A 19,247-nucleotide genomic window follows, 5' to 3' on the forward strand; every position below is an offset into this window, starting at 1 on the left:
GATAAGGCCGGGGCGGCCTTCAGGCGTTCATCAAATGAACAAATCCTTTTTGGCCGCTCCGCGCCCAATCGCGAACACGTTCACTCCTACAGAGGTATTGATTTAAAAATCCTTACACAACCGCAATGCGTCGTAGATCGCCGCATGGATGTTGCGCTGGGCCACGCAGTCGCCGATGCGGAACAGCAAGTAACCTTCGCCCGGCTGACTCAGCGAAGGTTGCGGCTGGATAGCGAACAACGCTTCGATGTCGATCTGGCCCTTGTTACGCGAGGCCTCTTTCAGCGCGTAGTAGATTTCTTCGTCTGGACGCACGCCGTTCTCGATCACCACTTGGTCGATCACCCGCTCCTCTTTGGCGCCGGTGTACTCGTTCTCCAGCACCGCGACCAACTTGTCACCCTCGCGATAGACCTTCTCCAGCATCAGGTCGCCGGTCATGATCACTTCTTTGGGGTACATGCTGCGGTAGTACGTCGGGAACGATGTTCCGCCAATGGCCACGCCCGGTTTGATGTCGTCAGTGACAATCTCGACCTGACTGCCTTTGTCCGCGAGGAAGTCGGCAACCGACATCCCGGTGAACTCACAGATGGTGTCGTAGACCAGCACGTTCTTGCCCGGCGCAACTTTGCCGTCGAGGATGTCCCAACTGCTGACCACCAGGCCTTCATCCGCGCCCCAATGTTCATTCTGTTCCAGGAACGGGTGACCGCCGTTTGCCAGCACGACCACGTCCGGACGCAAGTCCAGGATGGTTGCAGGGTCGGCCGCAGTCCCCAGACGCACGTCGACTTTCAAGCGCGCCAATTCCAGCTGGAACCAGCGGGTGATACCGGCGATCTGATCGCGCTGCGGCGCTTTCGATGCGGTAGTGATCTGCCCGCCGAGCACGTCTTTTTTCTCGAACAACGTCACATCATGCCCACGCTCGGCAGCCACGCGTGCGGCTTCCAGGCCTGCAGGACCTGCACCGACCACCACCACTTTGCGTTTCACGCCGGTGGATTTTTCGATGATGTGCGGCACGCCCATGTACTCACGGGAGGTCGCGGCGTTCTGGATGCATAGCACATCCAGCCCTTGGTACTGACGGTCGATGCAGTAGTTGGCACCCACGCATTGCTTGATCTGATCGACCTGGCCCATTTTGATCTTGGCGATCAGGTGCGGGTCCGCGATGTGCGCACGGGTCATGCCGACCATGTCGACGTAGCCGCCTTCCAGAATCCGTGTCGCCTGGTTCGGGTCCTTGATGTTCTGCGCGTGCAGGACCGGGGCCTTGACCACTTCTTTGATACCGGCGGCCAAATGCAGGAACGGCTCCGGTGGATAACTCATGTTGGGGATAACGTTGGCCAGGGTGTTGTGGGTGTCACACCCCGAACCGACCACACCGATAAAGTCGAGCATGCCGGTGTCGTCGTAGTACTTGGCGATCTGCTTCATGTCCTCATGGCTCAGGCCATCGGGATGGAATTCATCGCCGCACAGACGAATGCCGACGCAGAAATCCGGACCGACTTCCTTGCGCACAGCCTTGAGCACTTCCAGACCGAAACGCATGCGGTTTTCGAAACTGCCGCCCCACTCATCGGTGCGTTTGTTAACCCGAGGGCTCCAGAACTGATCGATCATGTGCTGGTGCACGGCGGACAGTTCGACGCCATCCAGGCCACCGGCCTTGGCCCGCCCGGCAGCGCTGGCGTAGTTGCCGATCACGCGCCAGATTTCTTCCGGCTCGATGGTTTTGCAGGTCGCGCGGTGTACCGGCTCACGAATGCCGGACGGTGACAGCAGGGTCGGCCAATGGTCGCCGTCCCAGCGCGAACGACGACCCATGTGAGTAATCTGAATCATGATCTTGGCGCCATGCTTGTGCATGGCATCCGCCAGGTTCTGGAAGTGCGGGATGATCTTGTCGGTGGCCAGGTTGACCGATTTCCACCAGCCTTGCGGGCTGTCGATGGCCACGCTGGAGGACCCGCCACAAATGGCCAGGCCGATGCCGCCCTTGGCTTTCTCCTCGTAATACTTCACGTACCGGTCAGTGGTCATGCCGCCATCGGTGGCATAAACCTCGGCGTGTGCGGTACTGAGTACGCGGTTGCGGATGGTCAGTTTGCCGATCTGGATAGGCTGGAACATTGCTTCGAAAGCCATGACGGAAACCTCGACTTACAACGGTTTGACGATGAACAGGCCATCGTCGTGGCCTTCTTCAGAACCACCGTAAACCTGCTCGGCCACAGTGCGGATCGGACTGCCTTTGGCGGCCAGGATTTGATCCATGGCACCCGCGAACCAGCCGGTGAACATATAATCGACCTTGCGCCCGACCTTGCCGTACACATAGACGAAGCACGAGTGCTCCAGGCGGATGCTGGCGGTGCCTTTTTCCAGGTCAATGGCTTCGATCTTGAACAGCCCCCAGCCGCGTTGCGACAAACGCTTCATGTAGTGTTCGAACACCGCGACGCCTTCCAGGCCGTGGCATTCAGCTTCTTTCTCGCACCAGTGCCAGGCCGATTTGTAACCCGCCTTGTAGAGAATTTCGGCGTAGGCGTCAGCGCCCAACACTTCTTCGATGCCCATGTGGTTGTTGACGAAAAAGTGACGTGGCACGTAGAGCATCGGCAACGCATCAGACGTCCAGACACCGGTTTCGCTGTCGACTTCGATAGGCAGTTGCGGGGCGATTTTAGCCATGGGGTAACACTCCAGAAATTCGGGTTGCGCCCACTGCGCGGATGGCAGTGGGGTCAGCTATTCAATGCAGATACGGTGTGAGCGTTACTCGCCCCAAACATCCTTGAGGACGCTTACCCAGTTCTCGCCCATGATTTTGCGCACGACGCGCTCGGGGTGGCCGCGTTTGAGCAGGGTTTCGGTCAGGTTGGGGAACTCACCCACGGTACGAATACCCAGCGGGTTGATGATCTTGCCGAAGCTGGTCAGACGCCGCGCGTAGCCCTTGTCGTGGGTCAGGTATTCGAAGAAGTCCTGACCGTGACCCTGTGTGAAGTCAGTGCCGATACCGATGGCGTCTTCACCGACAATGTTCATCACATATTCGATGGCTTCGGCGTAGTCGTCGATGGTCGAATCGATACCCTTGGCGAGGAACGGCGCAAACATGGTCACGCCGACAAAACCGCCATGGTCAGCGATGAACTTCAGTTCTTCATCGGACTTGTTGCGCGGATGTTCTTTCAAGCCGGACGGCAGGCAATGCGAGTAGCAGACCGGTTTTTTCGATTCGAGGATGACTTCTTCGGAGGTTTTTGAACCCACGTGAGACAGGTCGCACATGACACCGACGCGGTTCATTTCGGCAACGATCTCGCGACCGAAGCCCGACAGGCCGCCGTCACGTTCGTAACAGCCGGTGCCGACCAGGTTTTGCGTGTTGTAGCACATCTGCACAATGCCAACGCCGAGCTGCTTGAAGATCTCGACGTAGCCAATCTGGTCTTCATAAGCGTGGGCGTTCTGGAAACCGAAGAGGATGCCGGTCTTGCCTTGTTCTTTAGCCTTGCGGATATCCGCCGTGGTACGCACGGGGATGACCAGGTCACTGTTTTCACGCATCAGCTTCTGGCTGGTGCAGATGCTGTTGATGGTCGCCTGGAAACCTTCCCACACCGACACGGTGCAGTTGGCTGCGGTCAGGCCGCCTTTGCGCATGTCTTCGAACAGCTCACGGTTCCACTTGGCAATGATCAGCCCGTCAATAACGATGCTGTCGGCGTGCAATTCGGCTGGGCTCATCAGGCTGTCCCCTCTGGGTGATTCATGCGCCGAATCGTCTGCCGGCGCTTTGGGGCCAGCATATGCCTGAGGGTTGAGCGAGCCGGGTGCAAAAACGACAGGGGGTTTGCCGAAAGCGTCAAGAAACGACAAAGGGTAAGCGCCGTCTACATAGATAGACCATTGGGCCTCTATTCTTTACGCGGCGGCTGGGGGAAAATCCTTGGCGATTGCTCTGAACAACCGGCGAGGATGTTGCAAATGAGGTCAATGTTATTGGTGCTGGCAGTGCTGGCAACCGGTGCTCAAGCCGAAGACAGCACCCCCTGCGACAACGTGGAAACCACCCAGCAGAGCTTCGAGTGCTCAGCCTTCAACAAAACCACCTCCCAGCACGAGCTGGACAGCGCTTATAAAGACCTGGTCGACCGGATCAGCTCTCAGTACGCCAACCACCCGGCGCAGCTGAACGACTACCTCGCCAAAATAAAAAATGCCCAACAAATCTGGACCAAACTGCGCGAGGCTGACTGCGCGGTACAAACCTTCCTGAGCGAAAAAGGCAGCCAGACCCTAGAAATCGGGCAAAACGATTGCTTCTCGCAGATGAGCGATCAACGGTCGGAGTATTTGCAGTCGATCGGGATGGAGTGAAGCAGCGCCTGATAGTGATTCACGCATTCGTCCGCTGTCGATCCTCTCTCGGGCAGCGCGCAAACCGCGCGCGGTAACTGCGAGTGAAATACGATGGCGATTCAAAGCCGCAGGCCAGGCTGACTTCCAGCACACTCATGTCGGTCTGGCGCAGCAGTTGCCGCGCCTTCTCCAGGCGCAGCCCGAGATAGAAATTGCTCGGTGTGTCTTTCAAATGCAGGCGAAAAAGGCGCTCCAGCTGGCGGCGGGTGACCTGGATGCCTTCTGCCAGGTCCAGGGTGCTGAGCGGTGGCTCAGTGTGCTGCTCCATTTCGCCAATCACCTGCACCAGCTTTTTGTTGTTGATACCGTAACGCGTGGCGATCTGCATGCGTTGGTGGTCTTTGCGTGGGCGAATCCGGCCGAGCACGAACTGTTCCGAGACCTGAATCGCCAGTTCCGGCCCGTGGGCCTGGCCGATCAGGTCGAGCATCATGTCGATGGACGCCGTGCCGCCTGCGGACGTGATGCGGCGACGGTCGATTTCAAACAACTCCTGAGTCACTGCCAGCTGTGGATAAGACTCCTTGAACGCCCCCAGCGCCTCCCAATGCAGGGTCAGACGATGGCCGTCGAGCAGGCCTGCCTGCGCCAGGATAAAACTGCCGGTGTCGATGCCACCAAGGGTCACGCCTTCGTGGTCGAGTCGACGCAGCCAGTGCTCCAGTGCCGGGGTGCAGAATTTCAGCGGCTCAAAGCCAGCCACCACCCACAACGTCGTGCCTTTCTTCAGCGGCTCCAGCGCGGCATCGGCGTTGACCGACATGCCATTACTGGCAACCACCGCCCCGCCATCGACACTCAGCACATGCCAGCGATACAGCTCGCCACCGAAGCGATTGGCGACGCGCAGCGGCTCGACGGCCGAGACGAAGCCCATCACCGAGAACCCTGGCATGAGCAAAAAGTAATAGTCCTGGGACATCGGCGGTACTCGCGAGGTCAGCATCACTCACCACATACGCCAGTTGAATGAGGACAGCAAGAGAACAAGTCGCTACTGTGCAAGAGCGCGTCGCCGCTGTGCGTTTTCCAGGGGCTGCGGCTGCGTAACGTTGCATCACGGCGCGCAGACGTCGGAACCCCACAATAACGACTGCCGAGGGAATCCATCATGAAACGACTGATCAGCTGTTGTTTGCTGGCACTCACCGGAACCACCTTCATCGCCAACAGCGCCAGTGCAGCTGAAGCGGCAACCTGTCAGAACGTACGCCTGGGCGTGGTCAACTGGACCGACGTTATGGCTACCAGCGCCATGACCCAGGTTCTGCTCGATGGCCTGGGCTACAAGACCAAACAGACCAGCGCCTCACAGCAAATCATCTTCGCCGGTATCCGCGATCAGCGCCTGGACATGTTCCTCGGCTACTGGGACCCGTTGATGACCCAGACCATCACCCCGTTCGTGGAAAAAAATCAGGTGCGCATCCTGCCTGAACCCAGCCTCAAAGACGCTCGCGCGACCCTCGCCGTTCCAACCTACCTCGCCGACAAGGGCCTGAAAACCTTTGCCGACATCGCCAAGTTCAAGAAAGAACTGGGCGGCAAAATCTACGGCATCGAGCCAGGATCGGGCGCCAACACCCAGATCAAGGAAATGATCGCCAAGAACCAGTTTGGCCTCGGCGACTTCCAGTTGGTGGAATCAGGCGAAGCCGGAATGTTGTCGGCAGTCACCCGGGCGGTCAATCGCAACGAAGCCATCGTGTTCTTCGGGTGGGCGCCGCACCCAATGAACGTCAACCAGAAAATGACCTACCTCACCGGCAGTGATAACGCCCTCGGCCCGAATGAAGGCGAGGCCAAAGTCTGGACCGTTACCGCACCGGATTACGCCCAGCGTTGCCCGAACGTCGACAAGCTGCTGACCAACCTGAGTTTCACCGCTGAAGACGAGAGTCGGATGATGCAGCCGTTGCTCAACCACAAAGACGCGCTTGAATCAGCCCGGCAATGGCTCAAAGACCATCCGCAAGACCTCAAGCGCTGGCTCGCTGGGGTGAAAACCTTTGACGGCAAAGACGCCGCTGAAAACCTGAAACTTAGCAGCAACCCGTAGCGTATCCGAACCACCGATCCGCAGCCTGAACAGGCTGCGGAAGGGATCACCACACTCTAAAAACCGCCTGTAAGGAACCTGAAATGAACCATGACGTCATCATCACCTGCGCACTGACCGGTGCTGGCGACACTACCGGGAAGAGCCATCTGGTCCCGGTCACTCCCAAACAAATCGCTGCCGCCGCCGTTGAAGCCGCCAAAGCCGGGGCGACCGTGGTCCATTGCCATGTACGCAACCCTGACACCGGCAAGTTCAGCCGCGACGTGGCCCTGTACCGTGAAGTGATGGAGCGCATTCGCGAAGCCGACGTCGACATCATCGTCAACCTCACCGCCGGCATGGGTGGCGACCTAGAGATTGGCGCAGGCGAGAACCCGATGGAGTTCGGTCCGAACACCGACCTGATCGGCCCGCTGAGTCGCTTGGCACACGTCGAAGCACTGCTGCCGGAAATCTGCACCCTCGATTGCGGCACCCTGAACTTTGGCGATGGCGACACCATCTACGTGTCCACCCCGGCCCAACTGCGCGCTGGCGCCAAACGCATTCAAGAGCTGGGCGTGAAAGCCGAGCTGGAAATTTTCGACACCGGTCACCTGTGGTTCGCCAAGCAGATGATCAAGGAAGGTCTGCTCGACGACCCACTGTTCCAGCTGTGCATGGGCATCCCGTGGGGCGCGCCTGCTGACACCACAACCATGAAAGCCATGGTCGATAACCTGCCGGAAAACGCCGTGTGGGCAGCCTTTGGTATCGGCCGCATGCAGATGCCGATGGCAGCCCAGGCCGTGCTGCTCGGCGGCAACGTGCGTGTGGGTCTGGAAGACAACATCTGGCTTGATCGCGGCGTGCTGGCCAGCAATGGCGCACTGGTCGAACGCGCCTCGGAAATCCTCAGCCGCTTGGGCGCCCGGGTTCTGACCCCTGCTGAAGGCCGGGTCAAGATGGGCCTCAAGAAACGCGGCTAACGACACCCCGAACTGTAGGAGCTGACTTGTCACTACGCGTCCCGCTGCGAAGACCATTCAGCGCGGTGTATCTGATAGACCGTGTCGTCTGGCATTCGCAGACAAGCCAGCTACAAAAGCGACTTTTTTCAGGAATTTTCGATGACTTTTATCACTGACATCAAAATCTTCGCCGCGCTCGGTAGCGGTGTTATCGGCAGCGGTTGGGTTTCCCGCGCACTGGCTCACGGCCTGGACGTGATCGCCTGGGACCCGGCGCCCGGCGCTGAGGAGGCCCTGCGCAAACGCGTGGCCAATGCCTGGTCCGCCCTGGAAAAACAGGGCCTAGCCCCTGGGGCGTCGCAAAGTCGCCTGCGCTTTGTCGCGACGATTGAAGAATGCGTGCGTGACGCCGACTTTATTCAAGAAAGCGCCCCCGAGCGTCTCGACCTGAAGCTGGACCTGCACAGCAAGATCAGCGCCGCAGCCAAGCCCAATGCCTTGATCGGCTCCAGCACCTCGGGGCTGTTGCCCAGCGAATTTTACGAAAGCGCCATCCACCCGGAACGCTGCGTGGTTGGTCACCCATTCAACCCGGTCTACCTGCTGCCACTGGTTGAAGTGGTCGGTGGCAAACACACGGCCCCCGAGGCCGTACAAGCGGCGATCAAGGTGTATGAATCCCTGGGCATGCGGCCGCTGCATGTGCGTAAGGAAGTGCCGGGCTTTATCGCCGACCGTCTGCTTGAAGCGCTGTGGCGCGAGGCCTTGCACCTGGTCAACGACGGGGTGGCCACCACCGGCGAAATCGACGATGCGATCCGCTTTGGCGCAGGCCTGCGCTGGTCGTTCATGGGCACCTTCCTCACCTACACCCTGGCAGGTGGCGATGCTGGCATGCGCCACTTCATGGCGCAATTCGGCCCGGCGCTGCAACTGCCGTGGACTTATTTGCCGGCCCCCGAACTGACCGACAAGCTGATCGACGATGTGGTCGACGGCACCACCGACCAGCTCGGCAGCCACAGTATTTCAGCCCTGGAACGCTATCGCGATGACTGCCTGCTGGCCGTACTTGACGCGGTGAAAACCACTAAAGCCAAGCATGGAATGGCGTTTAGCGAGTAGCCCGCTCCTACAGGGAATTCATTCCAGATAAAAATTGATGAGACTGCCATGCCAACACTCACCACCTACACAACCCCAGTCCTCGCCGACTGGGTCGATTACAACGGGCATCTGCGCGATGCGTTCTATCTGCTGATTTTCAGCTACGCCACGGACGCTTTCATGGACCATTTGGGCCTGGACAGCGACAACCGCGAAGCCAGCGGTCACTCGTTGTTCACCCTCGAATGCCATCTCAATTATCTGCATGAAGTGAAGCAGGGTGAAGAGGTCGAAGTCCGCACTCAAGTCATCGGCCACGACCGTAAACGCGTGCACCTCTACCACAGCCTGCACACACCCGGCAGCGACGAACCCTTGGCCGCCAACGAACAAATGCTGTTGCACGTCGACCTGGCGGGCCCACGCTCGGCACCGTTCAGCGAGCCGGTATTGAACACCCTGCTGGCCTTGGTCGAAACCCAAAAAGACCTGCCGCGGCCCGCCTACATCGGCCGCGTGATTGGTTTGCCCGTCTGACCCTCTGCCGCCACCTACGACAATAGAAAAGGAGATCGCCATTAACACTCCCGCCGTCGCCGACTTTCGCAATTACCCGTTGATCAGCGCGTTGACCGCCGTACAACCCTTGGCGGACAGGTTGCACGTGCAATGGGCCGATGGGCGGCTCAGCCCCTTTCATCATCAATGGCTGCGGGATAACTGCCCGTGCCCTGAATGCGTGTACAGCGTGACCCGTGAGCAGGTGCTGGAAATCGTCGATGTCGCTGAAGACCTGGTGCCCAACACCAGTCTGATCGACGCCCAGGGTTGCCTGTGGGTGGAATGGCAGGACGGCCATCAAAGCCGCTTCGATCCTGGCTGGCTGCGTGCCCATGCTTACGACGAGGCATCGCGCGCCGAGCGGTTCGAGGCCACACCGAAAAGCCAACTGTGGACCGCCAACCTGCAACTGCCGGTGTTCGAATATCACGCGATCATGGAGGACCCGAAGGCGCTGCTTCAGTGGCTGCTGGCGCTGCGTGATATCGGCCTGACGCAGGTGCGCGGCGTGCCCACGGAACCTGGCTCATTGGCGCAAATCGCCAAGCGGATTTCGTTTATCCGCGAGAGTAATTTCGGCGTGCTGTTCAATGTGCAATCAAAAGCCGATGCCGACAGCAACGCCTACACCGCCTTCAACCTACCGTTACACAGCGACCTACCAACCCGCGAGCTGCAACCGGGGTTGCAATTTCTGCATTGTCTGGTGAATGACGCGGTGGGCGGCGAAAGTGTGTTCGTCGACGGCTTCGCGATTGCCAATGCCCTGCGCCATGAAGACCCGGAAGCGTTTCGCAGCCTGTGCGAGATTCCGCTGGAGTTTCGCAACAAGGATCGCCACAGCGACTACCGGTGCCTCGCGCCGATCATTGCATTGGACACCTTGGGCCAGGTCCGTGAAATCCGCATGGCAAACTTCCTGCGCGGCCCGTTCGATGCACCCGCAGAGCAGATGCCCGCACTGTATCGGGCCTATCGACGCTTTATCGCCATGACCCGCGAAGCGCGCTTTCGAGTGAGTGCGCGGCTGAGCCCCGGCGACATGTGGTGCTTCGACAATCGCCGCACCCTTCACGCCCGTAATGCGTTCGACCCGGCAACCGGGGCGCGGCACTTCCAGGGTTGCTACATAGACCGCGATGAACTGCTGTCGCGCATTCGGGTATTGCAACGGTAGATGCAGCGCTGCTACAGGTAACTTGAGGTATAAAAAAACCCGCATCGCTGCGGGTTTTTTCAATCAACTCAAACTCAGTTGACCTTGGCGTTCAACTCGCCTTTGGCATAACGCAGGTACATTTTTTCCAGCGACATCGGCTTGATCTTCGATGCCTGACCAGCAGTACCGAACGCTTCGTAACGCGCGATGCAGATGTCACGCATGGCAACGATGGTTTCGCCGAAGAATTTACGTGGGTCAAATTCGCTCGGGTTGGTGGCCATCAGGCGACGCATCGCACCGGTGGACGCCAGACGCAGGTCGGTGTCGATGTTGACCTTGCGCACGCCGTACTTGATGCCTTCGACGATTTCTTCGACGGGTACACCGTAGGTCTCTTTAATGTCGCCGCCGTATTGGTTGATGATTTTCAACCATTCTTGCGGGACCGAAGACGAACCGTGCATCACCAAGTGGGTGTTGGGGATGCGCTTGTGGATTTCTTTGATGCGTTCAATCGCCAAGGTGTCGCCGGTAGGCGGCTTGGTGAACTTGTACGCGCCGTGGCTGGTACCGATGGCGATAGCCAGGGCATCGACCTGAGTCCTTTTGACGAAGTCAGCGGCTTCTTCCGGGTCGGTCAACAGTTGGCTGTGATCAAGCACGCCTTCTGCACCCACGCCGTCTTCTTCGCCAGCCATACCGGTTTCCAGGGAACCCAGGCAACCCAACTCGCCTTCGACCGATACGCCGCAGGCATGCGCCATGGCCACGGTTTGCTGAGTTACGCGTACGTTGTACTCGTAATCAGTCGGGGTCTTGCCGTCTTCGGCAAGGGAGCCATCCATCATGACCGAGCTGAAACCCAACTGGATCGAGCGCTGGCAGATATCAGGGCTGGTGCCGTGATCCTGGTGCATGACCACCGGGATGTGCGGGAATTCTTCGATGGCGGCGAGGATCAAGTGACGCAGGAACGGAGCACCGGCGTATTTGCGGGCGCCGGCCGAAGCCTGAACGATCACCGGGGAATCGGTCTTGTCGGCCGCTTCCATAATGGCGCGCATCTGTTCCAGGTTGTTGACGTTGAAAGCTGGGACGCCGTAGCCGAACTCGGCTGCGTGGTCCAACATCTGGCGCATGCTGATAAGTGCCATTTTAGGTTTCTCTCCCGGTTGGGTCGTTAATCGTGCAAGCCTGCCTTAACGGCGGCTGCTATTCAAATTTTGCGCATCGGACAATGGCCGAGCGCGCTCAACAGGCAGTCGCAAACATACTCAGCGCCGAACTAGGGAGCCTTGCAAGCGCGACCGATCAAATCATTGGTGGCGACCCAGTACACCAGGCCTTCCTCACCCTTTATGTGAAACGCCAAGACACCGTCGCTGTACAACTCCCCGGAAGCGCCAGGCTCAGGCTTCAAACGATAGACCTGATCTTTGCCACCCAGGCGAACATCGACTTGAGTCTTGGTACTGTCGGTGAAATGCCATAGCACTTCGGCCTGACTGTCACACACCCAACGGGTCCACGCGCTCTGTTGTTCCGGTGCATTCATACTGGCGCATCCGCCCAGCACTGCAAATGTCGCAAGGGCGATTAAGCCTTTCATTACTTCTCCTGGCCACCCCATGAAGCTCGGCAAGTGCCAATCACTTCGGTCGATCAGGGGCGGTTTTGTTCCTGATTGCATCATCGTAGGCTCAATCGCACCCCAAGCCTCAAGGACAGCCTGCCTTTACCTCAGCAGGCATGACCTCATACTTGTCCAGTACATCCGGGCCGCCGCGCTTATAGATGATCGGCACGGTTTCCGCCTGCCAGTCAGCTTCGTAACAGCTTGCCCGAGGTGCCTTGGGCGCGGCTTTTGCGTCTTCAGCGCCGGGCTCACTGGCACACCCGGCCATCAGACCGGCAATGACAAACAGTGGTAACCGCTTGACCATGTAAATCCCCTTCACCCACACCGGACGCTCAGGCCTTGGCCCGCTGCTCCAATACTTCAACCGCGGGCAGGACTTTGCCTTCGACGAACTCAAGGAAAGCGCCGCCACCGGTAGAAATGTAGGAGATTTTATCCGCTACGCCATATTTATCGATGGCCGCCAGCGTATCGCCACCGCCCGCAATGGAAAATGCATCGCTAGCCGCAATAGCCTTGGCCAACGTCTTGGTGCCTTCGCCGAATTGATCGAACTCGAACACGCCAACCGGACCGTTCCACAGGATAGTCTTCGACGATTTCAACAAGTCGGCGAAGTGCGCTGCAGTTTGCGGACCGATATCCAGAATCATGTCGTCGTCAGCCACGTCAGCGATCAGTTTGACCGTCGCTACAGCGTTTTCGGCGAATTCCTTGGCCACTACCACATCCACCGGCAGCGGCACGCTGACTTTGGCGGCGATGGCGCGGGCGGTGTCCAGCAGATCAGGCTCGTACAGCGATTTGCCGACATTGTGCCCGGCCGCTGCGAGGAAGGTGTTGGCGATGCCGCCACCGACGATCAACTGGTTGCAGATCTGGCTCAGGCTGTTAAGCACATCCAGTTTAGTGGAGACCTTGGAGCCCGCGACGATAGCCGCCATTGGCTGGGCCGGAGCGCCAAGGGCTTTGCCCAATGCATCCAGCTCGGCAGCCAGCAACGGGCCGGCACACGCGACTTTGGCGAACTTGCTGACGCCGTGGGTCGAGCCCTCGGCGCGGTGAGCTGTACCGAAAGCGTCCATCACGAATACATCGCACAGGGCAGCGTATTTTTGCGCCAGCTCGTCGGTGTTTTTCTTCTCGCCCTTATTGAAGCGCACGTTCTCGAATAGCACGATGTCGCCCGCCTTGATCTCGACACCGTTCAGGTAGTCGGCAATCAGCGGTACGTCACGACCCAACGCCTTGCTCAGGTAGTCGGCAACGGGTTTGAGGCTGTTTTCAGCGGAGAACTCGCCCTCGGTCGGACGGCCCAAATGCGAGCAGACCATGACGGCGGCGCCCTTTTCCAGCGCCAGTTTGATGGTCGGCAGCGAAGCAAGAATCCGCGCATCGCTGGTTACCACACCGTCCTTGATCGGGACGTTAAGGTCTTCACGGATCAATACACGCTTACCTTGCAGATCGAGGTCGGTCATCTTCAACACGGTCATGAGGCTGTCCCTGGTTTACTGTTGTGTGTGAGCAACGCGCAGATAGTGATCGGCGACGTCGAGCATTCGATTGGCAAAACCCCATTCGTTGTCGAACCAGGCCAGCAGGTTCACCAGCCGTGGGCCGGAAACGCGTGTCTGACTGGCATCGACAATCGCCGAATGAGGGTCATGATTGAAATCACAGCTGGCATGCGGCAGTTCGGTATACGCCAACAACCCTTTGAGCGGGCCGCTGGTGGCGGCGTCGCGAAGTATCCGGTTGATCTCGGCGGCATCGGTATCACGCGCTGTCTGCAGGGTGATATCGAGGCAAGAGACGTTAACCGTTGGCACACGCACTGCTTTGGCCTGAATTCGCCCGGCAAGTTCCGGCAAAAGCCGTTCGATGCCGCGCGCCAGACCAGTGGACACCGGAATAATCGACTGAAAGGCCGAACGCGTACGGCGCAGGTCTTCGTGATGATAGGCGTCGATCACCGGTTGGTCGTTCATCGCCGAGTGGATGGTGGTGATGGAAATGTATTCCAGGCCGATGGCCTGATCGAGCAAACGCAACAGCGGCACACTGCAATTAGTGGTGCAGGAAGCATTGGACACCAGCAATTCGGTGCCCGTCAGTTTGTCCTGATTGATGCCATACACGATGGTGGCATCAACATCCGCTTCGCTGGCCATCGGTTGCGAGAACAACACGCGGGGGGCGCCTGCGTCGAGAAAGCGCTGGCCATCTTCCCGTGTGTTGTAAGCACCCGAGCATTCAAGCACCAGATCGACGCCTAGCCCAGCCCAATCGATCCCTTCAGGGGTTGCGCTGCGCAGCACCTTGATGCCGTGCTCGTTGATGTACAAGTAGTCGTCTTCGACCCGCACTTCGCCAGGAAAGCGACCGTGGGTTGAGTCAAAGCGCGTGAGGTATTCGAGACTGGCTATGTCTGCCAGATCGTTCAATGCAACCACTTCAAACCCGGCTTTCGCCCCTCGCTCACACAGCGCGCGCAAGACGCAACGACCGATACGGCCGTAGCCGTTGAGAGCAACTTTATACAGGCGTGGCTGAGGCATGGGGTTCTCGCTGGCAGGTGTTAAAACCTGTAGGAGCGCGCTTGCCCGCGATAAGGCCGGAACGGCCTTCCGATGCAAGACAACATCGTGTGACTGCTGCGCAGCCAATCGCGGGCAAGCGCGCTCCTACAAGGGGAACGCATTACTACTTAGTCTTCAAGCAGCTCTTCAGCCGTACCCAGGATGTTTTCCAGGGTGAAACCGAACTCTTCGAACAAGGCCGGCGCAGGTGCCGACTCGCCGAAGGTGGTCATGCCGATGACCCGACCTTCCAGACCAACGTATTTGTACCAGTAGTCCGCGTGAGCGGCTTCGATGGCGATACGCGCGCTGACTTGCAACGGCAGAACCGTTTGCTTGTACATCGCATCCTGGGCATCGAAGACGCTGGTGCACGGCATGGAAACCACGCGCACGTTACGGCCTTGTGCAGTCAGTTTCTCGTAAGCCAGTACCGCCAGGCCCACTTCGGAACCGGTGGAGATCAGGATCAGCTCAGGCTCACCCACACAGTCGCGCAGCACGTAACCGCCACGGGCGATTTCCGCCACTTGAATGGCATTGCGGGATTGGTGAGTCAGGTTCTGACGAGAGAACACCAGGGCCGATGGACCGTCGTTACGCTCAATCGCGTATTTCCAGGCCACTGCCGACTCCACGGCATCTGCCGGGCGCCAGGTATCGAGGTTCGGCGTGCCACGCAGGCTGGCCAGTTGCTCGATCGGCTGGTGCGTCGGACCGTCTTCGCCCAGACCGATGGAGTCGTGGGTGTAGACGAACAGCACGCGTTTTTTCATCAGCGAAGCCATGCGCACTGCGTTGCGCGCGTATTCCATGAAAATCAGGAAGGTCGCGCCGTACGGTACGAAACCGCCATGCAGGGCGATACCGTTCATGATCGCGCTCATGCCGAATTCGCGAACGCCGTAATGCAGGTAGTTACCGCTGAAATCTTCAGCCGTGAGGCTCTTGCAGCCTTTCCAGATAGTCAGGTTGGAGCCTGCCAGGTCAGCCGAACCGCCAAGGAACTCAGGCAGCAGTGGACCGAAGGCATTCAATGCGTTCTGGCTGGCTTTACGGCTGGCGATGGTTTCGCCCTTGGCATCGACTTCGGCGATGTAGGCATCGGCCTTTTCGGCAAAATCAGCCGGCAGCTCGCCACTCATGCGACGGATCAATTCGTTGGCCAGTTCCGGGTGTTCGGCGGAGTAGGCAGCAAAACGTTGATCCCACTCGGCTTCTACAGCAAGACCCGCTTCCTTGGCGTCCCACTCGGCGTAGATATCCGCCGGAATTTCAAAAGGGCCGTAATTCCATTTCAGCGCGGCACGGGTCAGCGCAATTTCCGCGTCGCCCAGTGGAGCGCCGTGGCAGTCTTCCTTGCCTTGCTTGTTTGGCGAGCCGAAACCAATGGTGGTCTTGCAGCAGATCAGCGTGGGTTGCGCGCTTTTACGTGCTGTCTCGATGGCGATCTTGATTTCTTCGGCATCGTGGCCGTCGACATTACGGATCACTTGCCAGTTGTAGGCTTCGAAACGCTTCGGCGTATCGTCGGTGAACCAGCCTTCGACTTCGCCATCGATGGAAATGCCGTTGTCATCGTAGAACGCGATCAGTTTGCCCAGACCCAAGGTACCGGCCAGCGAGCCGACTTCGTGGGAAATGCCTTCCATCATGCAGCCATCACCCAGGAACACGTAGGTGTGGTGATCGACGATATTGTGGCCCGGACGGTTGAACTGCTCGGCCAGCACTTTTTCAGCGATGGCAAAACCGACGGCATTGGCCAAGCCCTGCCCCAAAGGACCGGTGGTTGTCTCGACGCCAGGGGTGTAGCCATATTCAGGGTGACCCGGCGTACGGCTGTGCAACTGACGGAAATTTTTCAGGTCGTCGATGGACAGGTCGTAACCGGTCAGGTGCAGCAGCGAGTAAACCAGCATCGAGCCGTGGCCGTTGGACATGATGAAGCGGTCACGGTCGGCGAACGATGGATTGCTCGGGTTGTGTTTGAGGTAATCACGCCAAAGCACCTCGGCGATATCCGCCATGCCCATAGGGGCACCGGGATGGCCGCTGTTGGCTTTTTGCACGGCATCCATGCTGAGGGCACGAATGGCGTTGGCACGCTCACGACGGCTGGGCATCGCTGATCTCCTGGAACTGAAAGGATGGGATCGGAAAAAAGGTGAGCATTTTCCCTCAGGCATTGCTTCGGGGCAATGACAGATAGTCGTTGGAAGGCCTTTTTCCTGCGCTGTCCTCGTTATTACACGGCCAAACCGGATATTCCTCAGACACAAACCTGTCTGGCGCGTTCACTCGGTGCCGAATGCGCATGACGGACACCACCCATCGACCAATATCAAAACTTTTTGATATTGGTCTTGCGAGACGAACAATCGCTCTCTAGACTGCCAGCCTTATGAACCTTCGCGTGCCTGCAATCCGCCATGATGACAGCGACGATCTGGCTGCCTTGTGCAAAGCCGGAGGCGATCCGCTGCGACTCAATGTGCTGCGCGCGCTGGCCAACGATTCGTTCGGGGTCCTGGAACTGGCGCAGATTTTCGCCATCGGTCAATCCGGCATGAGCCACCATTTAAAGGTGCTGTCTCAGGCCGAGCTGGTAGCGACGCGCCGCGAAGGCAATGCGATTTTTTACCGTCGCGCCCTGCCCCATACCGAACAACCGGGCGGCAGGCTGCACGCGGCACTGCTCGACGAAGTCGATAACCTGGCCTTGCCCGGCGATGTCCAGGCGCGCATTGGTCTGGTGCACCGGCAACGGGCGACCGCCAGTCAGGACTTCTTCGCGCGGGTCGCGGAAAAATTTCGTGCCCAGCAGGACTTGATCGCCGGTCTGGCGCAATATCGCGAGAGCCTGCTATCACTTCTGGACACGCTGAGTTTCAGCCACGACGCCACTGCGGTGGAAGTCGGCCCGGGCGATGGTGGTTTTCTACCGGAACTGGCGCGGCGCTTTTGCCACGTCACCGCGCTCGACAACAGCCCAGCGATGCTGGAACTGGCCCGCCAGGTCTGCGAGCGCGAAGCGCTGGGCAATGTCGAGCTGCAACTGGCCGACGCCTTGAACAACGTCACGGTGCGCGCCGACTGCGTTGTATTGAATATGGTGCTTCACCATTTTGCTGCACCGGCCGAAGCACTTAAACAGCTGGCCCACCTGGTGCAACCAGGCGGTAGTCTGTTGGTGACAGAGTTGTGTAGCCACGACCAGAGCTGGGCCAAGGAGGCCTGCGGCGATCTCTGGTTGGGTTTTGAACAGGATGATCTGGCCCGTTGGGCCACTGCTGCGGGACTCGTTCCCGGGGAAAGCCTCTATATAGGGCTACGTAATGGTTTCCAGATCCAGGTTCGCCACTTTCAGCGACCGGCTGGCAACACTCACCATCGGTAAATTCAGGAAACCCGTCGATATGAGCGAATACTCACTTTTCACCTCCGAATCCGTGTCCGAAGGACATCCGGACAAAATCGCCGACCAGATTTCCGATGCGGTTCTGGACGCCATTATTGCCGAAGACAAGTTTGCCCGCGTCGCCTGCGAAACGCTGGTCAAAACCGGCGTAGCGATCATCGCGGGTGAAGTGACCACGTCGGCCTGGGTCGACCTGGAAGACATCGTCCGTAACGTTATTCTAGATATCGGCTACAACAGCTCCGACGTCGGCTTTGACGGCGCGACGTGCGGCGTGATGAACATCATCGGCAAGCAGTCGGTGGACATCGCCCAAGGCGTTGACCGCAGCAAGCCTGAAGATCAGGGCGCTGGCGATCAGGGCCTGATGTTCGGCTACGCCAGCAACGAAACCGACGTGCTGATGCCTGCGCCGATCACCTTCTCCCACGCACTGGTAAAGCGTCAGGCCGAAGCCCGCAAATCCGGCCTGCTGCCATGGCTGCGCCCGGATGCCAAATCCCAGGTTACTTGCCGTTATGAACACGGCAAGGTCGTGGGCATCGACGCGATCGTGCTCTCCACCCAGCACAATCCTGAAGTGTCCTACAAAGACCTGCGCGAAGGCGTGATGGAGCTGATCGTCAAACACGTGCTACCAGCCGAGCTGCTGCACAAAGACACTCAGTTCCACATCAACCCTACCGGCAACTTCATTATCGGTGGCCCCGTGGGCGACTGCGGCCTGACCGGTCGCAAGATCATCGTCGACACCTACGGCGGCATGGCCCGTCACGGCGGTGGCGCGTTCTCCGGCAAGGATCCATCTAAGGTTGACCGTTCCGCAGCGTACGCGGGTCGTTATGTGGCGAAGAACATCGTCGCCGCAGGCTTGGCTGAGCGTTGCGAGATTCAGGTGTCCTACGCCATCGGCGTTGCACAACCGACCTCGATTTCGTTGAACACGTTCGGCACCGGCAAGTTGCCAGACTCGAAGATTATCGCCCTGGTGCGTGAACACTTCGACCTGCGCCCTTACGCAATCACCACCATGCTCGACCTGCTGCACCCGATGTACCAGGCCACTGCTGCCTACGGCCACTTCGGTCGTACGCCAGTAGAAATGACTGTTGGCGATGACACCTTCACCGCCTTCACCTGGGAGCGCACCGACCGCGCCGACGCCCTGCGCATCGCTGCCGGTTTGTAATAGCACCAGCGTTTCAGGTTAGAAAAAGCCCCCGTCGACGTTGGTCGGCGGGGGCTTTTTTGTGTCCGCTGGAAATCCCTCCGCCATCGCGGGCACTGCAAAATCCTGTAACCAGTCAATGCTCTTCC

General features: G+C 58.9%; 18 protein-coding genes. 8 read left to right on the forward strand and 10 right to left on the reverse strand.

All coding sequences use genetic code 11. The annotated features are described in order from the left end of the window. Positions 1-102: 102 nt before the first annotated feature. From dgcA to QN399_RS11840, 3 genes are all read right to left on the reverse strand, one after another. On the reverse strand, positions 103-2,163 hold the full coding sequence (dgcA, locus tag QN399_RS11830; protein ID WP_322182660.1) for a dimethylglycine demethylation protein DgcA: 2,061 nt from the start codon (positions 2,161-2,163) through the stop codon (positions 103-105). 15 nt (positions 2,164-2,178) lie between these two features. Further along, a complete protein-coding gene (locus QN399_RS11835) occupies positions 2,179-2,709 on the reverse strand; it encodes a DUF5943 domain-containing protein (RefSeq protein WP_219064030.1) in 531 nt (176 codons plus the stop codon). Positions 2,710-2,793: 84 nt separating this feature from the next. Beyond that, positions 2,794-3,771: a dipeptidase gene (locus QN399_RS11840; RefSeq protein ID WP_322182663.1), complete on the reverse strand. Its 978-nt coding sequence runs from the start codon at positions 3,769-3,771 to the stop codon at positions 2,794-2,796. Between the two features lie 240 nt (positions 3,772-4,011). On the opposite strand from QN399_RS11840, the gene QN399_RS11845 reads away from it, so the two are divergent. Beyond that, positions 4,012-4,404, forward strand: coding sequence for a lysozyme inhibitor LprI family protein (locus QN399_RS11845; protein WP_322182665.1), 393 nt, complete (start codon positions 4,012-4,014; stop codon positions 4,402-4,404). A 19-nt stretch (positions 4,405-4,423) separates the two neighbouring features. Here QN399_RS11845 and QN399_RS11850 read toward each other — a convergent pair whose 3' ends face one another. Then, positions 4,424-5,368, reverse strand: a complete 945-nt coding sequence (locus QN399_RS11850) for a GlxA family transcriptional regulator (RefSeq protein ID WP_322182911.1) — start codon at positions 5,366-5,368, stop codon at positions 4,424-4,426. A gap of 189 nt (positions 5,369-5,557) precedes the next feature. On the opposite strand from QN399_RS11850, the gene choX reads away from it, so the two are divergent. The 5 genes from choX (at position 5,558) to QN399_RS11875 (ending at position 10,303) form a co-directional block, all read left to right on the forward strand. Continuing rightward, a complete protein-coding gene (gene choX / locus QN399_RS11855) occupies positions 5,558-6,505 on the forward strand; it encodes a choline ABC transporter substrate-binding protein (RefSeq protein WP_322182667.1) in 948 nt (315 codons plus the stop codon). A gap of 83 nt (positions 6,506-6,588) precedes the next feature. Continuing rightward, on the forward strand, positions 6,589-7,476 hold the full coding sequence (locus QN399_RS11860; RefSeq protein WP_322182669.1) for a 3-keto-5-aminohexanoate cleavage protein: 888 nt from the start codon (positions 6,589-6,591) through the stop codon (positions 7,474-7,476). A 141-nt stretch (positions 7,477-7,617) separates the two neighbouring features. After that, positions 7,618-8,583 carry an L-carnitine dehydrogenase gene (locus tag QN399_RS11865; protein WP_322182671.1) on the forward strand — a complete coding sequence of 322 codons (966 nt, stop codon included), beginning with the start codon at positions 7,618-7,620 and terminating at the stop codon, positions 8,581-8,583. 48 nt (positions 8,584-8,631) lie between these two features. After that, positions 8,632-9,102, forward strand: a complete 471-nt coding sequence (locus QN399_RS11870) for a thioesterase family protein (RefSeq protein ID WP_322218396.1) — start codon at positions 8,632-8,634, stop codon at positions 9,100-9,102. Between the two features lie 40 nt (positions 9,103-9,142). Then, a complete protein-coding gene (locus QN399_RS11875) occupies positions 9,143-10,303 on the forward strand; it encodes a gamma-butyrobetaine dioxygenase (RefSeq protein WP_330200985.1) in 1,161 nt (386 codons plus the stop codon). A 74-nt stretch (positions 10,304-10,377) separates the two neighbouring features. Here QN399_RS11875 and fba read toward each other — a convergent pair whose 3' ends face one another. The 6 genes from fba to tkt form a co-directional block, all read right to left on the reverse strand. Continuing rightward, positions 10,378-11,442 (reverse strand): class II fructose-bisphosphate aldolase, encoded by a 1,065-nt coding sequence (gene fba / locus QN399_RS11880; RefSeq protein ID WP_219064023.1) that lies wholly within the window; start codon positions 11,440-11,442, stop codon positions 10,378-10,380. Positions 11,443-11,573: 131 nt separating this feature from the next. Beyond that, entirely contained in the window at positions 11,574-11,897 is a 324-nt protein-coding gene (locus QN399_RS11885; protein ID WP_219064022.1) for an MliC family protein, read from the reverse strand. 109 nt (positions 11,898-12,006) lie between these two features. Continuing rightward, positions 12,007-12,231: a hypothetical protein gene (locus QN399_RS11890; protein ID WP_322176832.1), complete on the reverse strand. Its 225-nt coding sequence runs from the start codon at positions 12,229-12,231 to the stop codon at positions 12,007-12,009. A 28-nt stretch (positions 12,232-12,259) separates the two neighbouring features. After that, positions 12,260-13,423, reverse strand: coding sequence for a phosphoglycerate kinase (locus QN399_RS11895; protein WP_322218399.1), 1,164 nt, complete (start codon positions 13,421-13,423; stop codon positions 12,260-12,262). Positions 13,424-13,438: 15 nt separating this feature from the next. Further along, positions 13,439-14,488, reverse strand: a complete 1,050-nt coding sequence (epd, locus tag QN399_RS11900) for an erythrose-4-phosphate dehydrogenase (protein ID WP_322176834.1) — start codon at positions 14,486-14,488, stop codon at positions 13,439-13,441. 149 nt (positions 14,489-14,637) lie between these two features. Next, on the reverse strand, positions 14,638-16,635 hold the full coding sequence (gene tkt / locus QN399_RS11905; RefSeq protein WP_322218401.1) for a transketolase: 1,998 nt from the start codon (positions 16,633-16,635) through the stop codon (positions 14,638-14,640). Positions 16,636-16,913: 278 nt separating this feature from the next. Here tkt and QN399_RS11910 point away from each other — a divergent pair, with 278 nt between their 5' ends. After that, on the forward strand, positions 16,914-17,909 hold the full coding sequence (locus tag QN399_RS11910; RefSeq protein WP_322218404.1) for a metalloregulator ArsR/SmtB family transcription factor: 996 nt from the start codon (positions 16,914-16,916) through the stop codon (positions 17,907-17,909). 19 nt (positions 17,910-17,928) lie between these two features. Further along, on the forward strand, positions 17,929-19,119 hold the full coding sequence (metK, locus tag QN399_RS11915) for a methionine adenosyltransferase (RefSeq protein ID WP_219064016.1): 1,191 nt from the start codon (positions 17,929-17,931) through the stop codon (positions 19,117-19,119). Positions 19,120-19,247 lie beyond the last annotated feature (128 nt).

The sequence above is a fragment of the Pseudomonas sp. 10C3 genome (genome assembly GCF_036346185.1).
Taxonomy (GTDB): domain Bacteria; phylum Pseudomonadota; class Gammaproteobacteria; order Pseudomonadales; family Pseudomonadaceae; genus Aquipseudomonas.